Annotated in this window: 19 protein-coding genes; 1 reads left to right on the forward strand and 18 read right to left on the reverse strand. The window is 54.2% G+C overall.

Annotated elements, in window-relative coordinates; genetic code table 11:
* Positions 1-93: 93 nt before the first annotated feature.
* Positions 94-2,928 carry an excinuclease ABC subunit UvrA gene (uvrA, locus tag NTD86_RS05200; RefSeq protein WP_262201108.1) on the forward strand — a complete coding sequence of 945 codons (2,835 nt, stop codon included), beginning with the start codon at positions 94-96 and terminating at the stop codon, positions 2,926-2,928.
* Positions 2,929-3,058: 130 nt separating this feature from the next.
* On the opposite strand, the gene bfr is transcribed toward uvrA, so the two are convergent.
* The 18 genes from bfr to rplX form a co-directional block, all read right to left on the reverse strand.
* Complete coding sequence (gene bfr, locus NTD86_RS05205; protein WP_048373825.1) at positions 3,059-3,523, reverse strand: bacterioferritin; 465 nt, start codon at positions 3,521-3,523, stop codon at positions 3,059-3,061.
* A gap of 155 nt (positions 3,524-3,678) precedes the next feature.
* Positions 3,679-5,127 carry a catalase gene (locus tag NTD86_RS05210; RefSeq protein ID WP_262201109.1) on the reverse strand — a complete coding sequence of 483 codons (1,449 nt, stop codon included), beginning with the start codon at positions 5,125-5,127 and terminating at the stop codon, positions 3,679-3,681.
* Positions 5,128-5,300: 173 nt separating this feature from the next.
* Positions 5,301-5,687 (reverse strand): 50S ribosomal protein L17, encoded by a 387-nt coding sequence (gene rplQ / locus NTD86_RS05215; RefSeq protein WP_047277870.1) that lies wholly within the window; start codon positions 5,685-5,687, stop codon positions 5,301-5,303.
* Between the two features lie 42 nt (positions 5,688-5,729).
* Entirely contained in the window at positions 5,730-6,731 is a 1,002-nt protein-coding gene (locus NTD86_RS05220) for a DNA-directed RNA polymerase subunit alpha (RefSeq protein ID WP_003176403.1), read from the reverse strand.
* Between the two features lie 22 nt (positions 6,732-6,753).
* Positions 6,754-7,374, reverse strand: a complete 621-nt coding sequence (gene rpsD, locus NTD86_RS05225) for a 30S ribosomal protein S4 (protein WP_003444359.1) — start codon at positions 7,372-7,374, stop codon at positions 6,754-6,756.
* 18 nt (positions 7,375-7,392) lie between these two features.
* Positions 7,393-7,782, reverse strand: coding sequence for a 30S ribosomal protein S11 (rpsK, locus tag NTD86_RS05230; RefSeq protein ID WP_002555466.1), 390 nt, complete (start codon positions 7,780-7,782; stop codon positions 7,393-7,395).
* 30 nt (positions 7,783-7,812) lie between these two features.
* Positions 7,813-8,169, reverse strand: coding sequence for a 30S ribosomal protein S13 (rpsM, locus tag NTD86_RS05235; RefSeq protein WP_019409909.1), 357 nt, complete (start codon positions 8,167-8,169; stop codon positions 7,813-7,815).
* 129 nt (positions 8,170-8,298) lie between these two features.
* Positions 8,299-8,415 (reverse strand): 50S ribosomal protein L36, encoded by a 117-nt coding sequence (gene rpmJ, locus NTD86_RS05240; RefSeq protein WP_002555468.1) that lies wholly within the window; start codon positions 8,413-8,415, stop codon positions 8,299-8,301.
* Between the two features lie 28 nt (positions 8,416-8,443).
* The gene (secY, locus tag NTD86_RS05245; protein ID WP_003444361.1) at positions 8,444-9,772 is read right to left on the reverse strand and encodes a preprotein translocase subunit SecY; all 1,329 of its coding nucleotides are present in this window, start codon (positions 9,770-9,772) and stop codon (positions 8,444-8,446) included.
* On the reverse strand, positions 9,773-10,210 hold the full coding sequence (rplO, locus tag NTD86_RS05250) for a 50S ribosomal protein L15 (RefSeq protein ID WP_003176407.1): 438 nt from the start codon (positions 10,208-10,210) through the stop codon (positions 9,773-9,775).
* A 3-nt stretch (positions 10,211-10,213) separates the two neighbouring features.
* Positions 10,214-10,390 carry a 50S ribosomal protein L30 gene (gene rpmD, locus NTD86_RS05255; protein ID WP_003176408.1) on the reverse strand — a complete coding sequence of 59 codons (177 nt, stop codon included), beginning with the start codon at positions 10,388-10,390 and terminating at the stop codon, positions 10,214-10,216.
* Positions 10,391-10,392: 2 nt separating this feature from the next.
* Positions 10,393-10,893 (reverse strand): 30S ribosomal protein S5, encoded by a 501-nt coding sequence (gene rpsE, locus NTD86_RS05260; RefSeq protein WP_262201110.1) that lies wholly within the window; start codon positions 10,891-10,893, stop codon positions 10,393-10,395.
* A 3-nt stretch (positions 10,894-10,896) separates the two neighbouring features.
* Positions 10,897-11,247: a 50S ribosomal protein L18 gene (gene rplR / locus NTD86_RS05265; RefSeq protein ID WP_003444364.1), complete on the reverse strand. Its 351-nt coding sequence runs from the start codon at positions 11,245-11,247 to the stop codon at positions 10,897-10,899.
* Positions 11,248-11,257: 10 nt separating this feature from the next.
* A complete protein-coding gene (gene rplF / locus NTD86_RS05270) occupies positions 11,258-11,791 on the reverse strand; it encodes a 50S ribosomal protein L6 (protein WP_262201111.1) in 534 nt (177 codons plus the stop codon).
* A 13-nt stretch (positions 11,792-11,804) separates the two neighbouring features.
* Positions 11,805-12,197, reverse strand: coding sequence for a 30S ribosomal protein S8 (rpsH, locus tag NTD86_RS05275; RefSeq protein WP_262201112.1), 393 nt, complete (start codon positions 12,195-12,197; stop codon positions 11,805-11,807).
* Positions 12,198-12,410: 213 nt separating this feature from the next.
* The gene (rpsN, locus tag NTD86_RS05280; protein ID WP_262201113.1) at positions 12,411-12,716 is read right to left on the reverse strand and encodes a 30S ribosomal protein S14; all 306 of its coding nucleotides are present in this window, start codon (positions 12,714-12,716) and stop codon (positions 12,411-12,413) included.
* 13 nt (positions 12,717-12,729) lie between these two features.
* Complete coding sequence (gene rplE, locus NTD86_RS05285; protein WP_003186044.1) at positions 12,730-13,269, reverse strand: 50S ribosomal protein L5; 540 nt, start codon at positions 13,267-13,269, stop codon at positions 12,730-12,732.
* A gap of 22 nt (positions 13,270-13,291) precedes the next feature.
* Positions 13,292-13,606, reverse strand: a complete 315-nt coding sequence (rplX, locus tag NTD86_RS05290; RefSeq protein ID WP_262201114.1) for a 50S ribosomal protein L24 — start codon at positions 13,604-13,606, stop codon at positions 13,292-13,294.
* Positions 13,607-13,615: the final 9 nt, after the last annotated feature.

The following is a 13,615-nucleotide window of genomic DNA, read 5'->3' on the forward strand; positions in this document are numbered from 1 at the left end:
TCTAATGACAGACCGCCATTAAAGGGCCTGCACACTTTTCACGCAGATACGTATACTCAGTCGTTTACGTTATGCCCGCCAAGCGAGGCCGCAGTGGACAAGATCCTGATACGTGGGGCACGAACCCACAACCTGAAGAACATCGACCTGACCCTGCCAAGGGACAAACTGATCGTCATCACCGGACTGTCTGGCTCCGGCAAATCATCTCTGGCCTTTGACACTCTGTATGCCGAAGGCCAACGGCGTTACGTCGAGTCTTTATCGGCTTATGCACGCCAGTTCCTGTCGATGATGGAAAAGCCTGACGTCGATACCATCGAAGGCTTGTCACCCGCCATATCGATCGAACAGAAATCGACGTCACACAACCCGCGCTCCACAGTCGGTACAATTACCGAGATTTATGACTACCTGCGTTTGCTTTACGCACGTGTCGGTATTCCGCGCTGCCCAGACCATGACATTCCGCTGGAAGCCCAGACTGTCAGCCAAATGGTTGACTTGGTGTTGGCTCAGCCCGAAGGCAGCAAGTTGATGCTGTTGGCGCCGGTGATTCGCGAGCGCAAGGGCGAGCACCTTTCGGTATTTGAGGAGTTGCGTGCTCAAGGCTTTGTGCGCGCCCGTGTGGACGGCAAGCTCTGTGAACTGGATGAGCTGCCTAAACTCGACAAGCAGAAAAAACACACCATCGATGTGGTGGTTGATCGCTTTAAAGTACGCGCAGACCTGCAGCAACGTCTGGCCGAGTCCTTCGAAACGGCTCTGAAGCTGGCCGATGGTATTGCACTGGTCGCGCCGATGGACGATGAACCAGGTGAAGAGATCATCTTCTCTGCACGCTTCGCCTGTCCGATCTGTGGCCATGCCATCAGTGAACTCGAGCCCAAGCTGTTTTCCTTTAACAACCCGGCTGGCGCTTGCCCGACCTGCGACGGCTTGGGGGTGAAACAGTTCTTTGACATCAAGCGTTTGGTCAACGGAGAGCTGACGCTGGCCGAGGGCGCCATTCGTGGCTGGGACAGACGAAACGTCTATTACTTCCAGATGCTCGGGGCGCTGGCCAAGCATTACGATTTCAGCCTTGAAGTACCGTTCAATGAACTGCCGGCAGATAAGCAGAAAGTCATTTTGTACGGCAGTGGCACCCAGAACGTGGATTTCCGCTATCTGAATGACCGCGGCGACATCGTTAAGCGTGCGCACCCGTTTGAAGGGATTGTGCCGAACCTTGAGCGCCGCTATCGGGAAACCGAGTCAGCCACGGTGCGTGAAGAGCTGGCCAAGTTTCTCAGCACGCAGTCTTGTCCCGATTGCCGCGGCACTCGCCTGCGCCGAGAAGCACGTCACGTTTGGGTAGGTGAAAAAAACCTACCGGCGGTGACGAATCTACCCATTGGTGATGCGACGGAATATTTCAGTACGCTGAGCCTGACCGGTCGTCGAGGCGAAATCGCTGACAAGATTCTCAAGGAAATCCGCGAGCGCCTGCAGTTTTTGGTGAATGTGGGCCTCGACTATCTGTCGCTGGACCGCAGTGCCGATACGCTGTCGGGTGGTGAGGCGCAGCGGATTCGCCTGGCCAGCCAGATTGGCGCCGGCCTGGTGGGGGTGTTGTACATCCTCGACGAGCCCTCCATTGGCTTGCACCAACGCGATAATGATCGCCTGCTCGGCACACTCAAGCACCTACGCGATATTGGTAACACGGTGATTGTGGTTGAGCACGACGAAGACGCAATTCGTCTGGCAGATTACGTGGTGGATATCGGCCCAGGTGCTGGGGTGCATGGTGGGCATATCGTGGCTGAGGGGACGCCTGCCGAAGTGATGGCACACCCTGACTCGCTCACCGGCAAATACCTTTCTGGCCGGGTGAAAATTGAAGTCCCCGCCAAACGCACGCCGCGCAACAAGAAGCTGACACTGTCGCTCAAGGGCGCACGCGGCAACAACTTGCGCAATGTAGACCTTGAGATTCCGATTGGTCTTCTGACATGTGTGACGGGCGTGTCGGGCTCGGGTAAGTCGACGCTGATCAACAACACTCTGTATCCGCTCAGCGCCATGGCACTCAATGGTGCAACTACGCTGGAAGCGGCCGCCCACGACAGCATCAAAGGGCTGGAGCACCTGGATAAAGTCGTGGATATCGACCAAAGCCCGATTGGCCGTACACCGCGCTCCAATCCGGCAACCTACACCGGCCTTTTCACGCCGATCCGCGAGTTGTTTTCGGGCGTGCCAGAGTCTCGATCCCGCGGCTACGGCCCAGGACGTTTCTCTTTCAACGTGAAAGGCGGGCGCTGCGAAGCGTGTCAGGGCGATGGACTTATCAAGGTAGAAATGCACTTTCTGCCGGACATCTACGTGCCGTGCGATGTGTGCAAGAGCAAGCGCTATAACCGCGAAACCCTTGAGATCAAGTACAAGGGCAAGAGCATCCATGAAGTGCTGGAGATGACGATCGAAGAAGCGCGTGAGTTCTTTGATGCAGTCCCTGCACTGGCGCGTAAGCTGCAAACGTTAATGGACGTAGGCTTGTCGTACATCAAGCTCGGCCAGTCCGCCACGACGCTGTCTGGCGGCGAGGCGCAGCGGGTCAAGCTGTCCCGCGAGCTGTCCAAGCGCGATACCGGCAAAACGCTGTACATCCTTGATGAGCCGACAACCGGCCTACACTTTGCGGACATCAAGCAATTGCTTGAAGTACTGCACAGGCTGCGCGACCACGGCAACACGGTGGTGGTCATTGAGCACAACCTGGATGTGATCAAAACCGCAGATTGGCTGGTGGATCTTGGCCCAGAAGGTGGCTCGAAAGGTGGGCAGATTATTGCGACCGGCACGCCGGAAGCCGTAGCGGAGATGAAGCAGTCTCACACCGGCTTTTATCTGAAGCCATTGCTTATTCGCGACAAAGCTTAAATAGCTGTATGAAAAAGCCCCTGTCATCGAGATGATGGCAGGGGCTTTTTCGTTGGGGCGCTTTTTGTAGACGATGAACCTGGTTGCGGCAGATGTGCGAGCACGTCGGTGCCTACAAATTACCAGCGAATCAGAACTGAGACTGAAGGTAGTTCTGCAATCCGATGGACTTGATCAGACCCAGCTGTTTTTCGAGCCAGTAGGTGTGATCTTCTTCGGTATCGGCCAACTGAATACGTAGAATATCGCGGCTCACGTAGTCTTTGTGCAGTTCACACAACTCGATGCCTTTGCACAATGCAGCGCGCACTTTGTACTCGAGGCGCAAATCTGCGGCGAGCATCTCTGGCACAGTGGTACCGACGTCCAGATCGTCTGGACGCATGCGTGGCGTACCTTCGAGCATGAGAATCCGGCGCATCAATGCATCAGCGTGTTGTGCCTCTTCTTCCATCTCGTGGTTGATACGCTCGTACAACTTGGTGAAGCCCCAGTCCTCGTACATACGGGAATGGACAAAATATTGGTCACGTGCAGCCAGCTCGCCGGTTAACAACGTGTTGAGGTAATCGATTACGTCCGGGTGCCCTAGCATCGCCCCACATCTCCCTGCTTGAAAGGCTGTAGTTTGAACCAAGCTGACCGAGAGGTCACGGCTCAATCGCAATAAAAACGCTAATCTGCGCAGAAAACACGCTTAAATAACGCAAAAACCGCCCATTTGAGGGCGGTTCTGCTTCTCACTTAGACTTACTTCACCGTTACACCCAGTGCTTTGGCGACACCTTCACCGTAGGCAGGGTCTGCTTTGTAGAAGTGCTGCAACTGACGCTGAACAACGTCCTCTGTAACCCCTTCCATCGCACCGGCAATATTATTGATGAGCAGGTTTTTTTGATCTTCGTTCATCAAGCGGAACAGCGCACCGGCGTAGCTGTAGTAGTCAGTGTCCTCGCGGTGATCGTAACGGTCGGCTGCGCCACTGAGGGCCAATGGCGGTTCAGCGTACTGGGGAGCTTGCTTAGGCGCGTCAGCGTAGCTGTTAGGCTCGTAGTTAGGCGCAGCTCCCCCGTTGTTGCCATAGGCCATGGAACCGTCGCGCTGATAGTTGTGCGCAGGCACACGCGGGGCGTTGATGGGCAAGTGCTGGTGGTTGGTGCCTACACGGTAGCGGTGCGCATCCGCGTAAGCGAATACACGGCCTTGCAGCATGCGATCAGGGGACAGACCGACACCCGGAATCATGTTGCTAGGGCCAAACGCCGCCTGTTCAACTTCGGCAAAGTAGTTGAGCGGGTTGCGATTGAGCTCAAGTTCGCCGATCTCGATCAGCGGGAACTCTTTTTGCGACCAGGTTTTGGTGACATCGAATGGGTTATCGCGATGCGACGCTGCTTGGGCCTCGGTCATGATTTGGATGCACACACGCCATTTTGGGTAATCCCCACGCTCAATGGCTTCGAACAGATCGCGCTGAGCGTAGTCAGGATCAGTACCTGCCAGGCGTGCGGCTTCTTCTGGCGGCAAGTTCTTGATGCCTTGCTTGGTTTTGTAATGCCATTTGACCCAATGACGTTCACCAGCCGCATTGATCAGGCTGTAGGTGTGACTGCCAAAACCGTGCATATGACGATAGCCATCGGGAATGCCGCGGTCCGAGAACAGGATGGTGACCTGGTGCAGCGACTCCGGTGAATGCGACCAGAAATCCCACTTCATCTGCGCACTTTTCAGGTTGCTTTGTGGCAGGCGCTTTTGGGTGTGGATAAAGTCTGGGAATTTAAGCGGGTCGCGTATGAAGAAGACCGGTGTGTTGTTGCCTACGATGTCCCAGTTGCCTTCTTCTGTGTAGAACTTGAGGGCAAAACCACGCGGATCACGCTCGGTGTCAGCCGAACCACGCTCACCGCCTACTGTTGAGAAGCGCAAGAAGATCGGAGTTTGTTTGCCGACAGAATCAAACAGCTTGGCACTGCTGTATTGGCTGATGTCGCGGGTCAAGGTGAATGTGCCATGGGCTGCAGAACCCTTCGCGTGAACGCGACGCTCAGGAATATTTTCGCGGTTGAAGTGCGCGAGCTTTTCAATCAGATGAAAATCATCGAGCAACAACGGGCCACGAGGCCCAGCCGAGCGAGAGTTCTGGTTATCAGCAACAGGTGCGCCACTGGCAGTCGTAAGCGTTTTGGTCTGACTCATGCTAATCCTTCCTCAATCAGTCTTTGTGTTGCCGGCTAATCGGCTGAGGAAGAGTATTGACCACTAACTCCACACGGGCAAATGCATTAAACAAAGATTCATAATAGATAAAACTAATTGATCGACAACAAAAAACCGGACACTAGGCCCGGTTTTTTGTAGAGACTGACGTCTTACTCAGCGGATACAGCTTCACCGCCAACTGGACGATCAACCAACTCGACGTACGCCATAGGCGCGTTGTCGCCAGCGCGGAAACCGCACTTGAGGATGCGCAGGTAGCCACCCTCACGAGTTGCATAACGCTTGCCCAGATCGTTGAACAGCTTGCCAACGATTGCTTTCGAACGAGTACGGTCGAAAGCCAGACGGCGGTTAGCAACAGAATCGTTCTTGGCCAGAGTAATCAGCGGCTCAGCAACGCGACGCAGTTCTTTGGCTTTCGGCAGAGTCGTTTTGATCAGCTCGTGCTCGAACAGCGACACTGCCATGTTTTGAAACATAGCCTTGCGGTGCGAGCTAGTGCGGCTCAGGTGACGACCACTTTTACGATGACGCATGGTTCATTCCTTACCAAACACAACGTTCGGTGATTACGACGATCAGGCAGTCGCCTTGTCGTCCTTCTTAAGACTTGCAGGCGGCCAGTTGTCGAGGCGCATGCCGAGGGACAGACCACGGGAGGCCAGAACGTCCTTGATTTCAGTCAAGGATTTCTTGCCCAGGTTCGGAGTCTTCAACAGTTCTACTTCGGTGCGCTGAATCAGGTCACCGATGTAGTAAATGTTCTCCGCCTTAAGGCAGTTGGCCGAACGCACGGTCAGTTCCAGATCGTCAACCGGACGAAGCAGGATCGGATCGATCTCGTCTTCCTGTTCGATAACCACTGGCTCGCTGTCACCTTTGAGGTCGACGAATGCAGCCAACTGCTGTTGCAGGATGGTTGCAGCACGACGAATGGCCTCTTCAGGATCCAGTGTACCGTTGGTCTCCAGATCAATTACCAACTTGTCCAGGTTAGTACGCTGCTCGACACGGGCGTTTTCCACCACGTATGCGATACGGCGAACCGGGCTGAACGAAGAGTCGAGCTGCAAGCGACCGATGCTGCGGCTTTCGTCTTCATCGCTCTGACGCGAGTCGGCTGGTTCATAACCACGACCACGAGCTACGGTGAGCTTCATGTTCAAGGCGCCGTTAGACGCCAGGTTGGCGATTACGTGATCGGGATTAACGATCTCGACATCATGATCCAGCTGAATATCGGCAGCGGTAACCACCCCCGAACCCTTCTTCGACAAGGTCAGCGTAACTTCGTCACGGCCGTGCAGCTTGATAGCCAGACCTTTAAGGTTCAACAGGATTTCAATTACGTCTTCCTGTACACCTTCGATGGCGCTGTACTCGTGGAGCACACCATCAATCTCGGCCTCGACTACTGCACAGCCTGGCATTGAGGACAACAGGATGCGGCGCAGCGCGTTGCCCAGGGTGTGGCCAAAACCACGCTCGAGAGGCTCGAGAGTGATTTTAGCGCGGGTTGGACTGACAACCTGCACATCAATGTGGCGGGGTGTCAGGAACTCATTTACCGAAATCTGCATGGATGCACCTATTTTCTAGCCCTTACTTGGAGTAGAGCTCGACAATCAGGCTTTCGTTGATGTCGGCGGACAGATCACTGCGAGCTGGAACGTTCTTGAAAACGCCCGACTTCTTCTCAGTGTCTACTTCTACCCATTCTACGCGGCCACGTTGGGCACACAGATCGAGAGCTTGGACAATGCGAAGCTGGTTCTTTGCTTTCTCGCGGATAGCGACCACGTCACCAGCACGAACCTGGTAGGACGGAACGTTAACGGTTTGACCGTTTACGCTGATCGACTTGTGCGATACCAACTGACGAGATTCGGCACGAGTAGAGCCGAAACCCATACGGTATACGACGTTATCCAGGCGGCATTCGAGCAGTTGCAGCAGGTTTTCGCCAGTTGCACCTTTTTTGCCAGCAGCTTGTTTGTAGTAGCCGCTGAACTGACGCTCGAGAACACCGTAGATACGACGAACCTTCTGCTTTTCACGCAGTTGGGTGCCGTAGTCGGATTGGCGACCGCGGCGCTGGCCGTGGATGCCTGGAGCAGCTTCAATATTGCACTTCGATTCGATAGCGCGCACACCACTCTTCAGGAAGAGATCTGTGCCTTCACGACGTGCCAGTTTGCATTTTGGACCAATGTAACGAGCCATTCTTTACAGTCTCCTGGATTACACGCGGCGCTTCTTCGGCGGACGGCACCCGTTGTGCGGGATTGGCGTCACGTCGGTGATGCTGGCGATCTTATAGCCACAGCCGTTCAAAGCACGGACAGCGGACTCACGACCTGGACCTGGACCTTTAACGTTAACGTCAAGGTTTTTCAGGCCATATTCCAGCGCAGCTTGACCAGCACGCTCAGCAGCTACTTGAGCAGCGAACGGGGTGGACTTGCGAGAACCGCGGAAACCCGAACCACCGGAGGTAGCCCAAGAAAGAGCGTTACCCTGACGGTCGGTGATGGTCACGATAGTGTTGTTGAAAGACGCGTGGATGTGGGCGATGCCATCAACCACTGTCTTTTTTACTTTTTTACGAGGACGAGCAGCAGGTTTTGCCATGACTAAATTCCTGTCGATTCGCTGGTGCGATTACTTGCGGATCGGCTTACGCGGACCTTTGCGAGTACGCGCGTTGGTCTTGGTACGCTGACCGCGCACTGGAAGACCACGACGATGGCGCAGACCGCGGTAGCAGCCCAGGTCCATCAAGCGTTTGATTTTCATGTTGACTTCACGACGCAGGTCACCTTCAGTGGTGAACTTTGCCACTTCGCCACGCAGCAACTCAATCTGCTCGTCGCTCAGATCCTTGATCTTAGCGGCTGGGTTTACACCAGCATCCACACAGATCTTCTGTGCAGTAGTGCGACCAACACCATAGATGTAGGTCAGCGAGATAACAGTGTGCTTGTTATCTGGAATGTTAACGCCTGCAATACGGGCCATTCAGTGGGACTCCAATTGACAGCTACCTACGCCCCGGAAGCCAAGAAATAGGGCGCGAGATAATATCGCTGTAATAACAAATAATCAACCCAGCAGCGCACTAGCTGCTGGGCTTCAAACAGATCACACTCAGCCTTGGCGCTGTTTGTGACGTGGTTCCGCGCTGCAAATTACCCGAACAACACCTTCGCGGCGAATAATCTTGCAGTTACGGCACAGCTTTTTCACCGATGCACGAACTTTCATCACCAACTCCTCTAACCTTATGGGAACTTCAGCGCAGCATTCCGCTGCCGTAGCCCTTCAGGTTGGCTTTCTTCATCAGGGATTCGTACTGGTGCGAAACGAGGTGCGATTGTACTTGCGACATAAAGTCCATAACAACCACGACCACGATCAGCAACGAGGTCCCGCCAAGGTAGAACGGAACGTTTGCCGCAACCACCAAGAACTGGGGCAACAGACATACGGCCGTCATATAGAGAGCACCGAACAGAGTCAAACGAGTCAAAACGCCATCAATATAGCGTGCAGACTGCTCACCTGGACGGATACCCGGAATAAAGGCACCGGACTTCTTCAGGTTTTCCGCTACGTCTTTCGGATTGAACATCAACGCCGTATAGAAGAAGCAGAAGAAAATAATCCCTGCACTAAACAGCAGAATATTCAACGGCTGACCAGGAGCGATCGACTGCGAGATGTCCTGCAACCAGCCCATACCTTCAGACTGACCGAACCAGGCACCCAGCGAAGCCGGGAACAGCAAAATGCTGCTCGCAAAAATAGCCGGAATAACGCCGGCCATATTCACTTTCAACGGTAAGTGGCTAGTCTGCGCAGCAAACACCTTGCGGCCCTGCTGACGCTTTGCGTAGTGAACAGCAATACGACGCTGACCACGCTCAATGAACACCACGAAACCGATAATCGCTACTGCCAGCAAACCGATAGCAACCAGGGCGAAAATATTGATATCGCCCTGACGCGCAGACTCAAACGACTGCCCAATTGCTCTCGGAAGACCGGCGACGATACCCGAAAAAATCAACATCGAGATACCGTTGCCAACACCACGCTCAGTAATCTGCTCACCCAGCCACATCATGAACATTGCACCCGCCACAAAAGTGGTTACTGCAACGAAATGGAAGCCTAGATCACCAGTGAACGCTACGCCCTGCCCTGCCAGACCAATGGACATGCCAATGGCCTGGACGAGAGCGAGAGCGACAGTGAGGTAGCGGGTGTACTGGCTAATCTTGCGACGACCAGCTTCACCTTCCTTCTTCAACTGCTCCAGCTGCGGGCTAACAGCGGACATAAGCTGCATGATGATCGATGCCGAAATGTACGGCATGATCCCCAGCGCAAAAATACTCATCCGCTCCAGCGCACCGCCGGAAAACATGTTGAACAAGCTAAGAATGGTCCCCTCATTCTGTCGAAACAGGTCCGCCAGCCGGTCAGGGTTAATGCCTGGAACTGGAATGTGTGCGCCTATTCGGTAGACGATAATCGCCAGGAATAGAAAACGCAGACGAGCCCAGAGCTCGGACAACCCGCCTTTGCTGAGCGCTGAGAGAGCACCTTGCTTAGCCATTTATTCCTCGAACTTGCCGCCAGCTGCTTCGATAGCCGAACGCGCACCTTTGGTGGCGCCGATTCCCTTGCCGATTGTGACAGCGCGAGTAACTTCGCCGGACAGCATGATTTTCACACGCTGAACGTTGACGTTAATCACGTTGGCATCTTTCAGGGTCTGCACAGTAACGATATCGCCTTCCACTTTAGCCAGCTCGGACAGACGCACTTCTGCGCGATCCATAGCTTTCAGGGAAACGAAACCGAACTTAGGCAGACGACGATGCAGCGGCTGTTGACCGCCTTCAAAGCCTGGAGCAATTGTGCCACCGGAGCGGGAAGTTTGACCTTTGTGACCACGGCCACCAGTCTTACCCAAACCACTACCGATACCACGGCCCGGACGATGCTTTTCGCGACGGGAACCCGGCGCTGGACTCAGATCATTGAGTTTCATCGATTAACCCTCGACACGCAGCATGTAGTAAGCCTTGTTGATCATCCCGCGATTCTCGGGAGTATCCTGGACTTCTACAGTGTGACCGATGCGACGCAGACCCAAACCCTTAACGCACAGTTTGTGGTTAGGGATGCGGCCGGTCATGCTTTTGATCAGCGTAACTTTTACGGTAGCCATGATCAGAAGATCTCCTTGACGCTTTTGCCACGCTTAGCAGCGATGGACTCAGGAGATTGCATAGCTTTCAAACCTTTGAAAGTGGCGTGAACCACGTTTACCGGGTTAGTCGAGCCGTAGCACTTAGCCAGAACGTTCTGAACGCCAGCAACTTCGAGGACAGCACGCATTGCGCCGCCAGCGATGATACCGGTACCTTCAGATGCAGGCTGCATGTACACCTTCGAAGCGCCGTGAGCGGACTTCATTGCGTATTGCAGAGTAGTGCCGTCCAGGTCAACTTGAATCATGTTGCGGCGAGCAGCTTCCATTGCCTTCTGGATCGCAGCAGGCACTTCACGTGACTTGCCACGGCCGAAGCCAACACGCCCTTTACCATCACCAACCACGGTCAACGCGGTGAAAGTGAAGATACGGCCGCCTTTAACGGTTTTGGCTACGCGGTTAACTTGAACCAGCTTCTCAATGTAGCCTTCGTCGCGCTTTTGGTCGTTATTTGACATAACTTAGAACTCCAGCCCAGCTTCACGAGCAGCCTCAGCCAGCGCTTTAACGCGGCCGTGGTACTTGAAGCCAGAGCGGTCGAAAGCCACCTGCGAGACGCCAGCGGCTTTAGCACGCGTAGCGACCAGCTGGCCAACCTTTGTGGCCGCGTCGATGTTGCCAGTGGCAGCATCACGCAGTTCTTTGTCCAAAGTCGAGGCGCTTGCCAGGACTTTGCTGCCGTCGGCCGAGATGACCTGGGCATAGATGTGCTGCGAAGAGCGGAACACGCAGAGACGCACGACTTCGAGTTCGTGCATTTTCAGACGTGCTTTGCGAGCGCGACGCAGTCGAGTAACTTTTTTGTCGGTCATTTGCTAGGCCCTACTTCTTCTTGGCTTCTTTACGGCGGACGACTTCGTCCGCGTAACGCACACCTTTACCTTTGTAAGGCTCTGGTGGACGGAAGTCGCGGATCTCAGCGGCCACTTGACCTACCAGCTGCTTGTCGATGCCCTTGATCAGGATATCGGTCTGGCTAGGGGTCTCAGCGGTGATGCCTTCCGGCAGTTCGTAATCCACTGGGTGCGAGAAGCCAAGAGCCAGGTTCAGCACTGTGCCTTTTGCTTGCGCTTTGTAACCAACACCGACCAGCTGGAGCTTACGCTCGAAGCCTTGGCTTACGCCTTGGACCATGTTGTTTACCAACGCACGAGTGGTACCAGCCATTGCGCGAGTTTGTTGATCGCCATTGCGAGCAGCGAAACGCAGCTCACCAGCTTCTTCAACGATTTCAACCGACGAATGGATGTTCAGTTCTAGAGTACCCTTGGCACCCTTCACCGAAAGCTGTTGGCCGGAGAATTTTACTTCAACACCAGCTGGCAGCTTAACGGGGTTCTTAGCGACGCGTGACATGCTTATCCCCCCCTTAGAACACTGTGCAAAGAACTTCGCCGCCGACACCGGCAGCGCGCGCAGCACGATCCGTCATCACACCTTTGTTGGTGGAGACGATGGACACACCGAGGCCGCCGCGAACTTTTGGCAGTTCATCGGAGGACTTGTACTGGCGCAGACCTGGACGGCTAACGCGCTTCACTTCTTCGATAACCGGACGGCCTTCGAAGTACTTCAGCTCGATAGACAGCAGTGGCTTGATTTCGCTGCTGATCTGAAAATCCGCGATGTAACCTTCGTCCTTAAGAACTTTAGCTACAGCCACCTTCAACGTGGAAGACGGCATGCTTACGACAGACTTTTCAGCCATCTGGGCATTACGGATTCGAGTTAGCATGTCCGCTAACGGGTCCTGCATACTCATGGGCTAGACGCTCCTGATACAAAAAGAATTAGCCTTGCGGCTACAACTGTCACCGAGTGGCTCTGCGCTTAAAAAAGCACAGGCTCTGGCGAGCCGGTCATTCTAGACACACGCCAGAAATGAATCAAGCCCCAATAGGGGCTTGATTCATTTCCAAGGTTACCGGCTGTCAGGATCCTATGACCCCGACAGCGATAACTTTGTCTAGACGCCTTACCAGCTAGCTTTAACCAGACCTGGTACGTCACCGCGCATAGCAGCTTCACGCAATTTGTTACGGCCCAGGCCGAACTTGCGGTAAACACCATGCGGACGACCAGTCAGGCGGCAGCGGTTACGCATGCGCGAAGCGCTTGCGTCACGTGGCTGCTTCTGCAGAGCGATTTGAGCTTCCCAACGTGCTTCTGGACTTGCGTTCAGATCAACGATGATAGCTTTCAGCTCAGCACGCTTCTTGGCGAACTTGGCAACCGTGCGCTGACGTTTCAGCTCGCGGTTTTTCATGCTCATCTTGGCCATGGTCCTACTCCAATCAGTTGCGGAACGGGAATTTGAAAGCACGCAGCAATGCGCGACCTTCATCATCCGTCCGAGCAGTAGTGGTCAGGGTGATGTCCAGACCGCGAAGAGCATCGATTTTGTCGTAGTCAATTTCCGGGAAAATGATCTGCTCTTTAACGCCCATGCTGTAGTTGCCACGACCATCGAAGGACTTGGCATTCAGGCCGCGGAAGTCGCGAACCCGAGGCAGGGAGATCGACAGCAGACGATCCAGGAATTCGTACATACGCTCACGGCGCAGAGTTACTTTGACGCCGATCGGCCAGCCTTCGCGAACTTTAAAGCCTGCGATGGATTTGCGAGCGTAGGTCACAACAACTTTTTGACCTGTGATTTTTTCCAAATCAGCTACTGCGTGCTCGATGACTTTTTTGTCGCCGATCGCTTCGCCCAGACCCATGTTCAGGGTGATTTTGGTAACGCGCGGAACTTCCATCACGTTCGAAAGCTTAAGTTCTTCCTTAAGTTTCGGAGCGATTTCCTTCCGGTAAATCTCTTTTAGTCGTGCCATGGTCTCATCTACCTAGCAGTGTTCAAGCATCAACCGCTTTTTGGGTCGACTTGAAGACACGAATTTTCTTGCCGTCTTCTACTTTGAAACCAACGCGGTCAGCCTTGTTGGTTTCGCCGTTGAAAATGGCGACGTTAGAAGCATCCAGTGGAGCTTCCTTTTCGACGATACCGCCTTGCACGCCCGACATCGGGTTAGGCTTGGTATGACGCTTGACCAGGTTCAGGCCACCGACAACCAGACGGTTGTCAGCCAGAACCTTAAGCACCTTACCGCGCTTACCTTTGTCTTTGCCGGCGATCACGATGATCTCGTCGTCACGACGAATCTTTTGCATGTCGGATCT

The organism is Pseudomonas sp. 7P_10.2_Bac1, assembly GCF_025465935.1.
In the GTDB taxonomy this organism is placed as follows: Bacteria; Pseudomonadota; Gammaproteobacteria; order Pseudomonadales; family Pseudomonadaceae; genus Aquipseudomonas.